General features: G+C 42.7%; 15 protein-coding genes. 12 read left to right on the top strand and 3 right to left on the bottom strand.

The features are described 5' to 3' along the window. Positions 1 to 2 precede the first annotated feature (2 nt). Complete coding sequence (locus V5G28_RS33385) at positions 3 to 947, top strand: heme o synthase (protein ID WP_332994338.1); 945 nt, start codon at positions 3 to 5, stop codon at positions 945 to 947. An 864-nt stretch (positions 948 to 1,811) separates the two neighbouring features. Continuing rightward, positions 1,812 to 2,468, top strand: coding sequence for a class I SAM-dependent methyltransferase (locus V5G28_RS33380; RefSeq protein ID WP_332994335.1), 657 nt, complete (start codon positions 1,812 to 1,814; stop codon positions 2,466 to 2,468). A 97-nt stretch (positions 2,469 to 2,565) separates the two neighbouring features. On the opposite strand, the gene V5G28_RS33375 is transcribed toward V5G28_RS33380, so the two are convergent. Continuing rightward, entirely contained in the window at positions 2,566 to 3,390 is an 825-nt protein-coding gene (locus tag V5G28_RS33375; RefSeq protein WP_332994333.1) for a DUF4142 domain-containing protein, read from the bottom strand. Positions 3,391 to 4,157: 767 nt separating this feature from the next. Here V5G28_RS33375 and V5G28_RS33370 point away from each other — a divergent pair. From V5G28_RS33370 to V5G28_RS33345, 6 genes are all read left to right on the top strand, one after another. Continuing rightward, the gene (locus V5G28_RS33370) at positions 4,158 to 4,622 is read left to right on the top strand and encodes an ankyrin repeat domain-containing protein (protein ID WP_336231527.1); all 465 of its coding nucleotides are present in this window, start codon (positions 4,158 to 4,160) and stop codon (positions 4,620 to 4,622) included. Further along, the gene (locus tag V5G28_RS33365) at positions 4,597 to 5,883 is read left to right on the top strand and encodes a nitroreductase family protein (RefSeq protein WP_332994329.1); all 1,287 of its coding nucleotides are present in this window, start codon (positions 4,597 to 4,599) and stop codon (positions 5,881 to 5,883) included. The genes V5G28_RS33370 and V5G28_RS33365 overlap by 26 nt, the downstream gene beginning before the upstream one ends. A gap of 24 nt (positions 5,884 to 5,907) precedes the next feature. Further along, a complete protein-coding gene (locus V5G28_RS33360; protein WP_096569385.1) occupies positions 5,908 to 6,279 on the top strand; it encodes a hypothetical protein in 372 nt (123 codons plus the stop codon). Between the two features lie 527 nt (positions 6,280 to 6,806). After that, the gene (locus tag V5G28_RS33355) at positions 6,807 to 7,169 is read left to right on the top strand and encodes a hypothetical protein (protein ID WP_096569388.1); all 363 of its coding nucleotides are present in this window, start codon (positions 6,807 to 6,809) and stop codon (positions 7,167 to 7,169) included. A gap of 259 nt (positions 7,170 to 7,428) precedes the next feature. Continuing rightward, positions 7,429 to 7,869 (top strand): SufE family protein, encoded by a 441-nt coding sequence (locus tag V5G28_RS33350; protein ID WP_332994323.1) that lies wholly within the window; start codon positions 7,429 to 7,431, stop codon positions 7,867 to 7,869. A 143-nt stretch (positions 7,870 to 8,012) separates the two neighbouring features. Then, on the top strand, positions 8,013 to 8,921 hold the full coding sequence (locus tag V5G28_RS33345) for an alpha/beta fold hydrolase (protein ID WP_096569394.1): 909 nt from the start codon (positions 8,013 to 8,015) through the stop codon (positions 8,919 to 8,921). 64 nt (positions 8,922 to 8,985) lie between these two features. Here V5G28_RS33345 and V5G28_RS33340 read toward each other — a convergent pair whose 3' ends face one another. After that, on the bottom strand, positions 8,986 to 9,870 hold the full coding sequence (locus V5G28_RS33340) for an all3515 family Zur-repressed PEP-CTERM protein (RefSeq protein WP_332994320.1): 885 nt from the start codon (positions 9,868 to 9,870) through the stop codon (positions 8,986 to 8,988). 380 nt (positions 9,871 to 10,250) lie between these two features. Between V5G28_RS33340 and V5G28_RS33335 the strand changes: the two genes are divergently transcribed. Both V5G28_RS33335 and V5G28_RS33330 read left to right on the top strand, forming a co-directional pair. Further along, positions 10,251 to 10,697 (top strand): class I SAM-dependent methyltransferase, encoded by a 447-nt coding sequence (locus tag V5G28_RS33335; RefSeq protein ID WP_332994317.1) that lies wholly within the window; start codon positions 10,251 to 10,253, stop codon positions 10,695 to 10,697. After that, complete coding sequence (locus V5G28_RS33330) at positions 10,681 to 11,037, top strand: hypothetical protein (RefSeq protein WP_332994315.1); 357 nt, start codon at positions 10,681 to 10,683, stop codon at positions 11,035 to 11,037. Before V5G28_RS33335 ends, V5G28_RS33330 begins: the two co-directional genes overlap by 17 nt. Before the next feature lie 111 nt (positions 11,038 to 11,148). Here V5G28_RS33330 and V5G28_RS33325 read toward each other — a convergent pair whose 3' ends face one another. Beyond that, the gene (locus tag V5G28_RS33325) at positions 11,149 to 12,165 is read right to left on the bottom strand and encodes a sulfate/molybdate ABC transporter ATP-binding protein (RefSeq protein ID WP_332994313.1); all 1,017 of its coding nucleotides are present in this window, start codon (positions 12,163 to 12,165) and stop codon (positions 11,149 to 11,151) included. A 213-nt stretch (positions 12,166 to 12,378) separates the two neighbouring features. Between V5G28_RS33325 and V5G28_RS33320 the strand changes: the two genes are divergently transcribed. Next, on the top strand, positions 12,379 to 12,990 hold the full coding sequence (locus V5G28_RS33320; RefSeq protein WP_332994310.1) for a GAF domain-containing protein: 612 nt from the start codon (positions 12,379 to 12,381) through the stop codon (positions 12,988 to 12,990). A gap of 115 nt (positions 12,991 to 13,105) precedes the next feature. Next, positions 13,106 to 14,362 carry a geranylgeranyl reductase gene (gene chlP / locus V5G28_RS33315; RefSeq protein WP_442994314.1) on the top strand — a complete coding sequence of 419 codons (1,257 nt, stop codon included), beginning with the start codon at positions 13,106 to 13,108 and terminating at the stop codon, positions 14,360 to 14,362. The last annotated feature ends 406 nt before the right edge of the window (positions 14,363 to 14,768 follow it).

Here is a 14,768-nt window from a genome sequence, read left to right as displayed (position 1 = left end):
CCATGATTGAGAATACCGCTGTACGCCACCATCAAAACTTTTTACAAGTCATTCAGAGTTACTATCAACTCACAAAGCCTAGGATTATCCCGCTGCTCCTCATGACGACTGCTGCTAGTATGTGGATTGCATCCGAGGGAAACGTCAACCCAGTATTGCTGCTTGTGACTCTCTGTGGCGGGACTTTCGCCGCTGCTAGCGCCCAGACAATTAACTGTATCTATGACCGCGACATTGATGACCAAATGGAACGCACGCGTCATCGACCTTTGGTTTCCGGTCGCATACAGCCATCGCATGCTTTGATATTTGCGATCGCACTTGCTTGTCTTTCCTTCAGCCTACTTGCTGTGTTCGTCAACTTGCTAAGTGCTTTATTAACAATGTCTGGTATTGTCTTTTATATAGGCGTCTACACTCACTTACTCAAACGCCATAATTCTGCAAATATCGTCATTGGTGGTGCTGCTGGAGCAATTCCGACCTTAGTAGGTTGGGCGGCGGTAACAGATACTTTAAGCTGGGCAGCATGGTTACTATTTGCGATCATATTCTTGTGGACACCTCCCCATTTCTGGGCTTTAGCATTGATGATCCGTGATGAGTATGCCAAAGTTAGTGTACCGATGCTTCCTGTTGTCGCTGGTAATGTTGCTGCGACTCGTCAGATTTGGGTGTACTCTTTGCTTCTTATCCCCACTACATTTTTACTCGTCTATCCGCTTGCTGTTACTGGTGCTGTTTACGCCTGTATCGCCCTTGTACTAGGGGCTATTTTCATCAAAAAAGCTTGGGCGCTTTTGCACAATCCAGATGATAAACAACTAGCGCGTTCTCTATTTCTCTACTCAATTTTTTATATGATGTTGCTATGCGTTGGAATGGTGATTGATAGCTTGCCGTTAACTCATCGGCTAATCGGAGCAATTTTAGATTTGAGATTTTAGATGGGAGATAACACAAAAAAAAGGTAGAAGGAAAAAGGCATAGTATATTTTACCTTTTCCCTTACACCATTACCTAATTGCTGATCTCACATCCAAAGTCCAAACCGAGTCATTTTTCGTTCAAGATAAAGAGTTGCAGGAAAAAGCCAGCCACTTTCTCAAGCAACAGCAATTATCATGTTAATACTAGCTTGTTAGAAGGATTACCGTCCTCAGTAAATTTACTATTGTGGTAACGTCTACCGTAGCTTTAGTGAACTACCTACACCATAGTTGTACCCAACTTGGTGTAGGCTTCTGGTACATTTTTAATGTTTCCAGAACTTCCTTCAAGGTACTGTTGGTAGTAGAGTTACTTACAACCGGATTCCCTTTACGCCGTTTTATCGTTGGGAACAGTCCCAGCCCAACGCGCTTAATGTTGATTCCCGCGTTAAATGACATTTAACATAGGTCGGGGATGTCTTCCTTCTCCCCCGCCTTATATCCCGACGCTAACCGGAGTACCGTTATAGCGCGGGGCTTACGGCGAAGAAGCTAAGATGCAAAATCTATTACAGTGATTTTCTTTCGGGTGGGTATTGCTCGCGAAAATCTCAAATGTCCACCAAATCGGCTTTTCTAAGCAACCAATACCCTATGATTTATGATTTAATCATAGAATAAGCAATGTAATTTTTTAATATTAATTAATATAGTAATTCTAAATCATAAGCTCTACGGGCTGCCTTCGGCTACGTCAACAACAAGATTCACGACTTCTTTAAGAAGTCGGGAATCTGAACATGCGCGATTTCCATAAATCAAATAGGATTTTTATATATGGGTTAGTTGTGAAAATTTCCACTTGTAATTGTATATATTATGTCAGAAGTCAATAATTATCAATCTGAAGGTAAAGATTTTGAGCGCAAGTGGTCGGATTATTATAACGCTGTTGTGGGTCGTCCACCACGAGACACCCTACTTGAAGCTTTAGCGCGTTTTGAGGCTGCAAGTCTTAACCAACAAGAAACAGCTGTCCAACAGCCACGGTTTGCAATTGACTTGGGCTGCGGGGAAGGGCGAGATACAGTAGAACTGTTGCGTCGGGGTTGGCGGGTTTTGGCTATTGATGGTGAAGCTGAAGCGATCGCCCGTTTATTAAATCGTTCAGATATTAACTCCCAACTTCTAGAAACTCAGGTTGTTCTCTTTAAAGACGTAGTGCTACCCGAATCAGTAGATTTAGTAAACGCCAGCTTTTCATTACCATTTTGTCCGCCAAACTCTTTCCCTACTTTATGGGAAAAAATTATTTCATCATTGCGTTCTGGTGGTCGTTTCTGTGGACAATTGTTTGGGGAACGCGATTCTTGGGCAATTTATGCTTCGATGAATCATCATACGCGCCAACAGATAGAAATGCTGCTGCAACCTTTTGAAATCGAAATGTTACAGGAAGAAGATCATCCCGGAAAAACAGCTATAGGGGAAGACAAGCACTGGCATATTTTTCATGTTGTGGCTCGCAAAAAGTAAGATTTTTATGATAGAAAATCTTCGCCAAGCAAATCAGTAGGCACTGCCTACCCATTCATCATTAGATAGACAGTACCCACCGTATCCTTACTAGTGGTTAACGTCCTGGATTGGAGGTTCCTGTACCAGAAGTGCCCGAACCGGAAGTTCCTGTACCAGAAGTGCCCGAACCAGAGGTTCCTGTCCCAGAATGTCCAGAGCCAGAATGTCCAGAGCCGCTTGAGCCGGTAGTTCCCGAGCCTCCTGCCATGTTCTGTGCCATTTGTAGGTGATCGGCGACGATTGGAGCAAACTGAGTTGCAAACGCTCTCAGATCAGGATCTTGTCCCTGTTTGAGGTAATTTTGGTAATTAGCCAGAGTTTTGGCATGAGCTTGAGCCTGCCCTTGCATATATGCTCGGTCAAACTCTGTACCTTTTAGGTTGCTCAGTTTCGTCAATAAAGCTCTGTTTTCCTTGCCGATGTCTTTTGGTGGTGTAAAACCCTTTTGCTGGGCTATGGGCGTCAGTTGTTCGCTCGAAGTTGTATGTTCTTGAATCATACGCTCTGCAAAGCTTCTCACTTCTTGGTTTTGAGACCGTTTAAGTGCCAGTTGACTTGTTTGGATCTCTGTCTGGTCACTTTGCGCTGCCTTGGTGATAAATTGTTTATCCACAGCAGTGAGCGAACGATTAGGACTCGTGGTGCCAGGAGAAGACGTGCCACCAGGAGAAGACGTAGTGCGAGGAGAAGGCGGGGTTGGAGTAGAAGGGCTTGTTGTCCCTGGGGAATTTTGGGAAAGGATGAACTGACTGGAACTGTTAGAAGAAGCAGATCTAATGTTTGCTTGTGCTATTCCTTGCAAAACAATGAAGCTACTTACGCCAGCCACTCCCACAAAGCTGCCAACAAACTTTTTGATTAACCGTGTGTGATTGTGCATATTCGTTGATATCTGTTGTGTGTTTGAATCTTTGAAAGGTAGTTATAATTTTGATTCCTGAGCGCTCTTGAAGGAGATTCAGAGCAAGGTATGTTCCAAAAATCAAGCCAAAAATCAAGTTTAATAGGAACTTTAAGGATGCTTTGCTTCTAACGGTCTTCCTCGCACAAATACAGGTCAAAAGAGCATTCAAGTCAAGCCTTGTTGCCGTTGAGTTGTTAAGGCAGGCTTGAGCTTAATTTATTTGGTTCTTATGAAAAGGTAACTACTGTAGCTTCTTCAAACTTCTACCTCAGGAATATCCTCCCCTTCCATCTATAGAGTGACTTTGGAGTTGTGGGTAAGTATGTTCCTGATCATCAAGTTAAATGCTTGCTATACCAAGTTCATAATACTTGTAAGCATCTCCAATCTCTTTTTTAATAACAGACTTATTTCATTTGTGATTCAGTTCTCCGACTTCTTAAAGAAGTCGGAGAACTTGTGTTTTCATAAAAAATTTAGGTTTGCTATTTTTACTAAAATCAATGCTTTTGATTTAGCATTTTTGAAAAAGTAGTTAAAATTTTATTCAAAAATGTTTTTTGCTAGTTATCAATTTTTCTAAAAGCGAAAATTGAATTAATAGTACTATTGGTCTTGACAATGCTCTGAAATCTAGAAATGCACCGATATTCGTAAGTTATTGTTATACGTTAACAAACTAAACAACAAAGTAATGGTAAAAAAATAAATAGAGTATTTCAAAGTAAAACTAACGAATGTTTATGAAGCAATATTTGAGTGAGACGACAACCCAATGGCTTATAGCAAAAGCTTACAATATTCAAGATTTAAATTCCAGAGGTGAAAATGGCGATACAGCTTTGATGAAAGCCACAAGAGAAGGCGTTTACTCAGTCGTTAAAGAACTGATTGACGCAGGTGCAAATATCAATGCTAGAAACAATGACGGCAATAATGCTTTGTGGTTTGCTTGTTTTGGCAACCACTACGATTTGATGAATTTATTACTGATGACGAATATTAACATTGACAACCAAAATGATAACGGCGCTACTGTTTTGATGTACGCAGCATCAGCGGGCAAAGTAGAAGTTGTCAAGCTGCTTTTAAAGCATAACCCTAACCTAGATTTGAAGAACTTAGATGATTTTAAAGCTCTAGATTTTGCCAGCACTATAGAAGTTTTAACAATACTGAAAGATGCAACAATACCAAAAATTAGGTAAAACTTATCACGACTCCACAAAGCATTCTTACTTATCAGTGATGCTCGATCCAAATTATGTCGATGCATCTACCCAACCATCACCATTTAAATTCTATCCAAAGTTTTATAGGAGATTGAAATTAAATGTCAATAATCCTATTCATTCATTTCTTTGGCTAACCAGCGCTATTACTTTTGAAAAAAATTATCAAGATGGTCCATATAAGCTGCGAGTCAATCCATCAGCTGGCGCTCTCTATCCTACTGAAGTTTACGTACAAATTCGAGGGATAGAGGGGATAGTAGATGGTATCTATCATCTAGAAGTTGCAAATAATTGTCTAACACTCATCTATGAATTGATTGATGATGGATTAGAGAGTTACATATTACCGAATAATCGTATCATCGGATTCATTTTTTTAATCAGTTGCGTTTATTATAGGTCTAGTTGGAAATATAAAGAAAGGAGTGTGAGGTATTGCTGTTTAGATAGCGGGCACCATTTAGGCGCTATTGCAGCCTCAACTTATCTACACAATAGAAAGCTACAATTATTTTTTGATTTTGATAAACTCGCTCTCAATGCTGATTTAGGCTTTGAGAATAAAGAGTTTATAACTGCTTGTGCTATCTCTGGTGAGTTCCAAGAAAAGACAGTCAGACGTTTAAGGCTGAAAATGCCTTTCGTTTGCGGAACTGATTATTTTGAAGCTAATCAACTGATTGAAGATGGCTATCAAGCAACTGCTACTTCTGGGAGTTCCCAAAAACAACTAGAATATCCGCAGTTTGACTTTGACAAGGAAAGATTTTACCAAACTGTTTGGAACAGACGCTCAATCAGGCGTTTTCAGAAAAAGTCTATCTCTGCAAAAGATTTCTGGAATATCTTACAGGAAGTAGAAAAACCGATACCAACAGAAAATTTCGAGGATATAGAAATTTACTCTGTTATTCATCGAGTTGAGGGAATATCGCCTGGCTTATATCAAGGAAAGCGTTTGGTTAAAGCAGGTAATTTCAATGACAAGGTGGGTTACTTGTGTGTGAATCAAGCCCTTGCTAGAGATAGTGCTGTAACTTTATTTTTTGTTTCTAACTACAGCAATTATCAAACGGCGATGCAAGTTGCTGGTTTTTTGGGACAGAGAGTGTATTTATTCAGCAACTATTGGGATATTCAGTGTAGCGGTATTGGTGCTTTCTATGATGACGAAACTCAGGAATTTTTAGAAACAAAGAAAGACGTACTCTATGCAATGGTCATTGGAAAATAGTTAGAGTAATCGAGAGACAAGGAGATGAAGAGCAAACATTTTTTTCACGAAGAGGATTCACGCCCTGTTCAAGCTACATCAGCAGATATTATCCTGCGGCAGCAACTCGAGTATTCTATTAGTAGATACTTTTATGAAGGGTGCGATCGCACTATCCAAGATTTATTGTCTAATTGTCGCTGGTACGTAACCACTCACGTGAGTACTTTGACTTTAGTCATTGAATGTCCAGACCAAGTGACAAACTGGCGTATGTTACAGAAACTTGTGACGATGGCTGCATTGCTACATACACTTGTCAGCAGTGCAAAAATTCGCCTCTGTCCTCCCAAGGGTCAAGGAATGCCTTTTGAAATGAGAGTGGATGAACTATCAGTGTACCGAGATTTGGCTTAAGCTCGCAACACAGCCCACAAATGAATTTGCGGGATCTACTCGACATATTCCCGGCGTACAATCAACTGCTAAAACCACGTTTGTCTTTATTATTACTAACTACATTTGGTTGGATGCTGAGATTTTGACTGACTTCGCCTGAGTCAGGAACTTAGCTCATGCTAACTCAGTCAATAACTTTGACTTACTATGTTACGTATTTTTCCATTTGGTTAAAGGTAGTTCAAAATTGCAGTAAAGACTCATTTACATCAAACAAAGTAAGCTTGAACGCAAGGGCGAGTAAAAAAAGACGAGAGAACAGTTTCATTTTTCGTGTCAAGTGTTTCTCCTTAGCTGCATCTACCTCTTTATTCCTCTTGCCTTTTTCTGGACGCGATAAATCGCTTCTGGTACAATGATGGCTACTTTGTTAGTATTAAGTGCAATTTCATGACGCAACTTTGCACAAAATTTACTGAATACCAACCAAAGGATCTGAAAACATTAAAGCCATACCTTCTGTAGTTACAGATGTTTTTAAGCAGATGAACAGAAAATTTGTCTTCACCTTGCTTTCTAGTCCAGTACTGTTTGCTTCTATGCTGTCTTTGGCAATGATGACCCAACCAGCTAGAGCAAATCAAACAGTGAAGCCAGCCAGCAACAATCTCTCCTGCACAAGTTCCCCTCACAAAGCAACCCCTCGTCTAACGTGTTCGCGGGTTAACAACACTTCTGGTTCCTCCGTGGAATTTGCCGCACCACAAGGCGATCAAAATAAAGCCGCCGGAGAACTGAAATTCACTGATGAAGAAAGCGAAGCAGCCGTAGCCAAATATGGCTGTGATTGCGTAGCCTGCATCAATGGTATTCGTCAAATGCGAGGTCTTGCTCCTGTGACAGGATAGTGAACAAGCGAGGAAAATAGGCACACAAGAGCCATAAATTATCCAAAAGCACCATAATGCCCCATCCTCAAGGTACCCGTAGGTTGGGGTATTACGGTATGTAATGACGAATGACCCCTAAATAATGTTTCACGTAGTCAGGCAAGTGCTAAGTGTCAATGAGCCTTTCTGGAAAGAGGTTAATTAACAGTAAACAAGCAATCATCATGAAGATAATTTAAACTCAAGGTGATGTAGATTCATAGTTCCTACCTGTGTTATGTCCTCTACCATTGATTCCTTGCCACCAAATCTTGCTAAAATTGTCCAACGCTTCCAACGAGCCTCTGACCCTAAGCGACGTTATGAACAGCTCATTTGGTATGGTCAGCGGCTCAAGGAGTTCCCAGAAGCTGACAAAGTACCAGAAAACAAAGTTTCTGGCTGCGCTTCCCAAGTTTTTGTCACAGCGACTCTGGAAGACGATAAAGTCATATTCCAAGGAGATTCTGATTCTCAATTAACCAAAGGATTAGTCGGGCTTTTGGTCGAAGGGTTAAATGGATTAACCTGTGGTGAAATTGTGCAACTCACTCCAGATTTTATTCAAGAAACAGGTTTAAATGTCAGCCTGACACCCTCGCGAGCTAATGGATTTTACAACATTTTTAAAACTATGCAAAAAAAAGCGTTGGAATGTCAGTTAATCGCTAATGGCTAACATATAGTTAATCGTCAATAGTTAGTTAATAGTTAATAGTCAATAGTTAATAGTAAAAAACTATGGATTATAGGCTATGGACACCGGACTATTGACTTATCAGAAAACTCAAATAGCCAAACCTTTTAAGAAAATGTTTTGTCATGTCAACCAACTTATTATCTGCATCTCCCTATAGTGAGATTGGTGGAGTCGTTCAAGAATATTTTTGGAACTGGGAAAACCAGCAATTGCGTGCTGTGTATGAAAGTTTAGGAAAAGGTTCGCAGCTTTTGCTACTCCCAGCTTTCAGTACCGTTTCTATGCGCTCAGAAATGGGCGAAATCGGCAAATTGCTCTCTCCCAATTTTCAAGTAGTCGCAGTGGATTGGCCTGGTTTTGGGCAATCCTCACGCCTAGCGGTAAATTATGGACCAGCTTTGTACCAGGAATTTCTGGAAGGTTTCGTCACATCTGTAATAAAGACGCCAGTAGCAGTGGTTGCGGCTGGTCATAGCGCAGCGTATGTTCTGCAACTTGCAAATAAAATACCATCAGCATTTTCGCGTGTAGTCTTGGTAGCTCCGACTTGGCGCGGTCCGTTACGGGTTATGGGACTGAATCAGCAAACTACTGGGATGGTTAGAGAGTTAGTGCGATCGCCTTTTGTTGGTCAAATTCTTTACAAGCTCAACACCTTACCCTCTTTCCTGAGTTTTATGTATCGCCGCCACGTCTACGTAGATGCGGCAAAACTGACGCCCGACTTCATCCAGCATAAATGGCGCAATACTCAACAGCCAGGGGGAAGATATGCTCCGGCTGCGTTTGTCACTGGTACCCTCGATGCTGTAGACAACCAAGATGATTTTCTAGCACTTGCTCGGGGTTTGTCTGTACCGTTGAAAGTTGTTATTGGAGAATCCAGCCCTGCGAAATCTCGTGCTGAAATGGATGCTTTGGCAACTTTACCGGGAGTACAAACAGTTGTTCTTCCAGGTTCGTTAGGAATGCATGAGGAATACCCACAGGCTGTGGTTGAAGCGGTTCGGGACTTTTTATTATCTTCCTGAAATTTAATCGACTGTAGACAGAAAGCGGCTTTCTCCAAGAAACCCGCTTTCTATTGTCACCTGATTAGCTACCCAATCTGTTAGCAGTACGTTTCTTGTGTCGAAAAAGCGAAAACGCTAGTAACCCAACAACACCGAGTCCAATTGTGGTTGTAGGTTCAGGTATTGGCTTGACTTGAAAATCAAAACTGAAGGTGCCAGACTCGCCGAGAAGTGTGCGGTTATTAGCAGTACCTAAATCTATAAGCTTGAATGTAGCTGAATAGTTTCCTTGTGGGGTAGCAGCGTCAGTCCAAAAAGTAGGAGTGAAAGAAAAATCATCCCCAGTGCCGATAGTGTAAATATCGCCAACAGAGTTGAAGAGATTTGACCCTGACTGGTCAGCAATATTTAAACCATTGCTTAATGACACCAATTGTAAACCAATTGTTGCTCCCTTAAGCGATCCTTGCCAACGACTATTACTGCTATTAAACAGATATTGGTTTTCTGGTTCGGTAGAATTTTGGAGCGATCGCACAGGCTGTATATTGAGATCGCTGTACTCCTCGTTTGTCGGAGTGGTAATTAAACGACCAGTAAAAACTCCTGTTCCTGGTAATAATGTTAGAGGCGATCGTTGTGTATATGGTTCAGGAATTCTGTTATTTGTGCTGGTTAAGGTAATGGTTGGACTGTTTTGTGATCCTAAATAGCTGTAAGCACCAATGCCGTGGAAATGGTTGGTTGTGGGGTCTTCTTCCCTATGTGCGTATAGAAAGGTCAGACGATTGTAGTTTGGGTTTTCCAATCCAGCGTACGTACCGCTGGTAAGAACCTGCAAAGTATCTCGCCCTATGAAGTATTCAGTTTCATCAGCATGACTATGAGCGTCATGAGCTTGTGCTGATGTCAGTGCGGTAGATAACACTAGGGGTGCTGACACTAAAAAGCTGACTGCAATAGACACAGATGCTTTCCCTGTTTGAATTCGTTGCTTAAGAAACCAGGTCCTGTTATTCGCAACCACAATGCTTCTCCATCTAAGTCTGATTTTCGACTAAGATAATGATTATCATAGTATTTTGAATTTTGTTTATTAAGAATTTTTAAAGAGAATCCCAAGCTACTGTTTCACTTCCTACCAAGTTACGTTAAAACCTCACTCGCGCCCTTTGCGAACTTTAGAGAGGCGTATCCGTAAGGGCAGATCCAGTGTCGGGTGTAGGACTACCGCAGCCTGAAGGTGGTGCAGGAGAGATTGCTTTACAAAAGTCCGCTCAGCAACAAGCTGTGTGATAAGATGTCAGGACATCTTCACGGATTGTATTTCAACTTGGGTAGTAGTGTATGAAGTGGAATCCACAAGACTATGCGAAAAACTCGGATGCTCAATTGAAATGGGCAAAGGAACTAAAGCAAAGTCTTAATTTGCAAGGTGATGAATCCGTTCTGGATGTTGGCTGTGGAGATGGAAAAATTACGGCTGACTTTGCAACTACTTTACCTAGAGGCAGAGTGGTTGGTATAGATAGTTCCCCCGATATGATTGCTTATGCTACTCGCACCTATGCGGCTCATGTATATCCAAATCTTTCTTTCGCTTGTGTTGATGCACGTTCTCTCGATTTCGAGCAGGAGTTCCATCTGTGCTTTTCAAATGAGGCACTGCACTGGGTTGACGATCACCAAGCATTTCTTGGAGGTGCGAGTCGGTCGTTGCGGCGTGGGGGTCGGTTGGTTATTGCATGTGGTGGTCTCTTAACTGCAGCGGATATGCGTGCAAATTTTTTCTGAACTTATCTCCTGCGAACCTTGGAAGCACTATTTTGATGGCTTTCACAATCCCTATTTCTTCTACGGGGATCAGGACTATTCACTATGGTTAGAAAAAGCTGGTTTTAACATTGAGCGGCTTGAGTTAATTCCAAAAGACATGACGCATTTTGGTAAAGAGGGTTTAACAGGTTGGATACGCACAACCTGGATGCCTTTCACACAGTGCGTACCTGAGAGTAAACGGGGCGATTTTATCACTCATTTTGTGGAGACATACCTGGAAAGGATTCCGCTTGACCAAAATGGATTAGTACATGTTCGTATGGTGAAATTAGAAGTCAGTGCGCTCAAGTCATAATCCTCATAACTTGAGGGCAAATGCATTTGAGCAGCAGTTAAGAAACGGGTTGTGCGCCCTTGCAAGTTTGGCAAAGGTAGCAAAGTCATTCCACGTGCAGGAATAGTACGGCTAAATCGAGTAATAAAGCGGGAAAGACTTTGCATCCTTGGGCTTCACATAAACCTTTTGTTGCGGTTCCAACTTCAACTCGTCAAAGCGATCGCGCGTCAAATGCGCTGTAACTACTTGTCCGTCATCTAAGGTCAACTCTGCTTGCACTTCCCAACCTAGATTTATCAACCGACTAACCGTAGCTGGTACCGTAGCTCCATTGGCGATCCTTTCCACAATCACGTCTTGCGGACGCAAAAATGTTTCTGGATGTGCAGAATCAAACCCATTACTCCGGAAAATCTGTGCTGTGCTGGGCAGCACGTTAACAGGTCCAATAAAACTCATGACAAATGCTGTCGCTGGATAATCGTAAATTTCCGCTGGCGTGCCTATCTGTTCCACGCGCCCTTCATTCATCACCACGACTTGATCGGAGACTTCCATTGCTTCTTCTTGGTCGTGGGTGACGAAAACTGTGGTAACATGAACTTCATCATGGAGGCGGCGTAACCATGCCCGTAAATCTTTACGGACTTTGGCATCGAGTGCGCCAAATGGTTCATCTAAGAGTAATACTTCGGGTTCTACTGCCAATGCCCGTGCTAATGCTACCCGTTGGCGTTGACCGCCGGAAAGCTGCGATGGGTAGCGATTACCCAGTCCACGTAGTTGCACTAAATCCAGCAATTCTTCGACTCGCTCTTTGACTTTTGTTTTTGTTGCTTTGCGAATCTCTAAGCCAAAGGCTATGTTTTGCCTCACTGTTAGATGCTTGAATAAGGCATAGTGCTGGAACAAAAACCCAATGTTCCGCTCTTGCACACTTTTATATGTCGCATCTTTGCCAGTCAGCAAAATTCTACCAGTATCTGGCAACTCCAAACCTGCAATCAGCCGTAGCAGGGTAGATTTTCCGGAACCTGACGGTCCCAACAACGCTACCAGCGAGCCACTTTCAACTTCTAGACTGACCTGATCGACTGCTTTAAAACTGCCAAACTGTTTGGATACGTTCTCAACTACTATGCCCATAGTATGCCCACTGCTACTGCACCTGTGCAACTAATCTACGGTTTAGGAAGAAGATTAGCGTATATTACATATATCATAAGTCAATAATAAAAGTACCCCAGCCCCCGACCCCTCCCCCGAATCCCCACTTCGTTTGGATTAGGGAAGGACGGGGAGGTGGGAGCTTATGCAACCGTAGCAACGTCAGTATTTTACAGTTACTGGAGTGCAATCATGGTATTTTGGGGAGATTATACTGGTTTACCAAAACCTTATAGGGGCTGGGATGTGTTTGTAGCTGGGGAGCAGAACGGCACGACAACAAAGCTAGCCGCTTCCTTGAAAAAGCTGCTCGCGTGGCTGCAAGAGTATATGTCTGTAGATACCGTTACGTTGCTGCTGCCTATTGCGGATCGGCAGAATTTAGCAGTGTACGCTACCCTCGGACTTGAGGAGGAAATTGTACAACAGATCCGTATCCCAATGGGACAGGGCGTCGCTGGTCGCATCGCCGCAAGTAGGTCGCCAATGATAGTCAATAACCTGGCGCAGGTCGAGGTTATTAGCCCTATTTTACGCCAGAAGGGTCTGCGATCGCTCGTCGGCATCCCCGTGTCCTTGAATCAAGAAGTGGTTGGGGTGCTGCACGTCGGCACTTTGGAGCCTCACGAATTCACGGCTCGCGATGTGCAGCAACTGCAACTCGTTGCCCATCGCCTCAAAATAGAGATACAGGATGCAGGACTCTTGAAATTGATCAGGTTCAAAGGCAACCAGAAAGGTTGGTTGGATCTCCTCGGCTTCAATAAACACACCTTGTGCGTCAATACCGTAAAATTTGCATAAAAATTTTCGATGACCAATTTTCAACCTAAGTGTTTGTAGCGAAATATTAAGGAATATTGCATTTATATCAAATCTCGAAAGTGGAGTGCAGACTCTAGCAAAAGTCCGTGATACGATGCTTTCGGTAAATGTCAAGATTGGGAGAAGACCTTTGACACTACGGGTTGCTGTTATTGGGTCCGGTCCAGCTGGTTCATCTGCCGCAGAAACGCTCTGCAAAGCTGGAATTGAAACCTACCTGTTTGAACGCAAGCTAGACAATGCCAAGCCTTGTGGCGGTGCAATTCCCTTGTGCATGGTGAGTGAATTTGACCTGCCGCAGAATATTATTGACCGCCAAGTGCGGAAGATGAAAATGATTTCGCCCTCGAATCGTGAGGTTGACATCAATTTAGAAAAACAAGACGAATATATAGGAATGTGCCGCCGTGAGGTGCTAGATGGTTATCTGCGGAATCGCGCGGCAAAATTGGGCGCAAATTTAATTAATGCCACCGTTCATAAACTCGATATTCCGACCAATAATACAGATCCCTATACCATTCATTATGTAGACCACACAGAAGGCGGTGCCCAAGGTATTGCCAAAACCCTGAAAGTCGATGTGATCATTGGGGCTGATGGGGCAAATTCCCGCATTGCCAAAGAAATGGATGCAGGGGATTACAACTATGCGATCGCCTTCCAAGAGCGTATTCGTCTACCTAAAGACAAAATGGCTTACTACGAAGATCTCGCCGAAATGTACGTCGGCGACGATGTGTCTCCAGATTTCTACGCTTGGGTTTTCCCCAAATACGACCACGTCGCAGTAGGCACTGGTACGATGCACGTTAACAAAGCTAGCATCAAACAATTGCAAGCTGGTATCCGCGCCCGTGCAGCCCGCAAGCTGATTGGCGGTCAAATTATCAAAGTAGAAGCACACCCGATTCCCGAACATCCGCGTCCGCGTCGCGTTGTTGGCAGAATAGCTTTGGTGGGTGATGCTGCTGGTTATGTCACCAAGTCTTCTGGTGAAGGCATTTACTTTGCAGCCAAATCAGGACGGATGTGTGCCGAAACAATTGTAGAAATGTCGAATGGCGGTAGCCGCATTCCTACAGAAGCTGACCTCAAGGTGTATATTAAGCGCTGGGATCGCAAATACGGGCTGACCTACAAAGTACTGGATCTCCTGCAATCCGTATTTTACCGTTCTGACGCCACCCGCGAAGCTTTTGTGGAAATGTGCGCTGACCTGGATGTCCAACGGCTGACTTTTGATAGCTATCTCTACAAAACAGTTGTGCCGGCTAATCCCATCACTCAACTGAAAATTACTGCCAAGACTATTGGTAGCTTACTTCGCGGTAACGCCCTTGCTCCTTAGAAGGGACACGAAGAGGTGGGGAAGTAAAAAAAAACTCCATACCTCGTCAATTTAACAGTGAACAGTTATTAGTTATCAGTAAACAGTGCTCATGTCATCCGAAAAAGGGATACAGCAACAAACTAGTCGCACCGACCGAGGACAAAACACTAAGTGAAACGCTCCCGAATTCATACGTGGAGAAATCAAAAAAAATCCTTGTTGATCTGACAACTGATAACTGTTCACTGTTATATGTGCATTTTGCTTTGTTTTTCTGATAAAAAAGTTATATGTTAAGTTTAGGTTAACCTTTAAATAACACTAAATATTTTGTGAAAGCCTTATAATAATAGCGTTATGAACAATCTCAAAAGAGAGTTGCTTTGATAAGAATTTACAAAGTCTATATAAAGATTTCATGAAA

It is taken from the genome of Scytonema sp. PRP1 (assembly GCF_036697665.2).
Classification (GTDB): domain Bacteria; phylum Cyanobacteriota; class Cyanobacteriia; order Cyanobacteriales; family Nostocaceae; genus Kalymmatonema; species Kalymmatonema gypsitolerans.
This window is presented reverse-complemented; position numbering and strand designations above follow the sequence as displayed.

Bases quoted from the DNA above. Each gene is read 5' to 3' on its own strand.
- V5G28_RS33385 (WP_332994338.1), top strand. From the start codon at position 3: ATGATTGAGAATACCGCTGTACGCCACCATCAAAACTTTTTACAAGTC.
- V5G28_RS33380 (WP_332994335.1), top strand. From the start codon at position 1,812: ATGTCAGAAGTCAATAATTATCAATCTGAAGGTAAAGATTTTGAGCGC.
- V5G28_RS33375 (WP_332994333.1), bottom strand. From the start codon at position 3,390: ATGCACAATCACACACGGTTAATCAAAAAGTTTGTTGGCAGCTTTGTG.
- V5G28_RS33370 (WP_336231527.1), top strand. From the start codon at position 4,158: ATGAAGCAATATTTGAGTGAGACGACAACCCAATGGCTTATAGCAAAA.
- V5G28_RS33365 (WP_332994329.1), top strand. From the start codon at position 4,597: ATGCAACAATACCAAAAATTAGGTAAAACTTATCACGACTCCACAAAG.
- V5G28_RS33360 (WP_096569385.1), top strand. From the start codon at position 5,908: ATGAAGAGCAAACATTTTTTTCACGAAGAGGATTCACGCCCTGTTCAA.
- V5G28_RS33355 (WP_096569388.1), top strand. From the start codon at position 6,807: ATGAACAGAAAATTTGTCTTCACCTTGCTTTCTAGTCCAGTACTGTTT.
- V5G28_RS33350 (WP_332994323.1), top strand. From the start codon at position 7,429: ATGTCCTCTACCATTGATTCCTTGCCACCAAATCTTGCTAAAATTGTC.
- V5G28_RS33345 (WP_096569394.1), top strand. From the start codon at position 8,013: ATGTCAACCAACTTATTATCTGCATCTCCCTATAGTGAGATTGGTGGA.
- V5G28_RS33335 (WP_332994317.1), top strand. From the start codon at position 10,251: ATGAAGTGGAATCCACAAGACTATGCGAAAAACTCGGATGCTCAATTG.
- V5G28_RS33325 (WP_332994313.1), bottom strand. From the start codon at position 12,165: ATGGGCATAGTAGTTGAGAACGTATCCAAACAGTTTGGCAGTTTTAAA.
- V5G28_RS33320 (WP_332994310.1), top strand. From the start codon at position 12,379: ATGGTATTTTGGGGAGATTATACTGGTTTACCAAAACCTTATAGGGGC.
- chlP (WP_442994314.1), top strand. From the start codon at position 13,106: ATGCTTTCGGTAAATGTCAAGATTGGGAGAAGACCTTTGACACTACGG.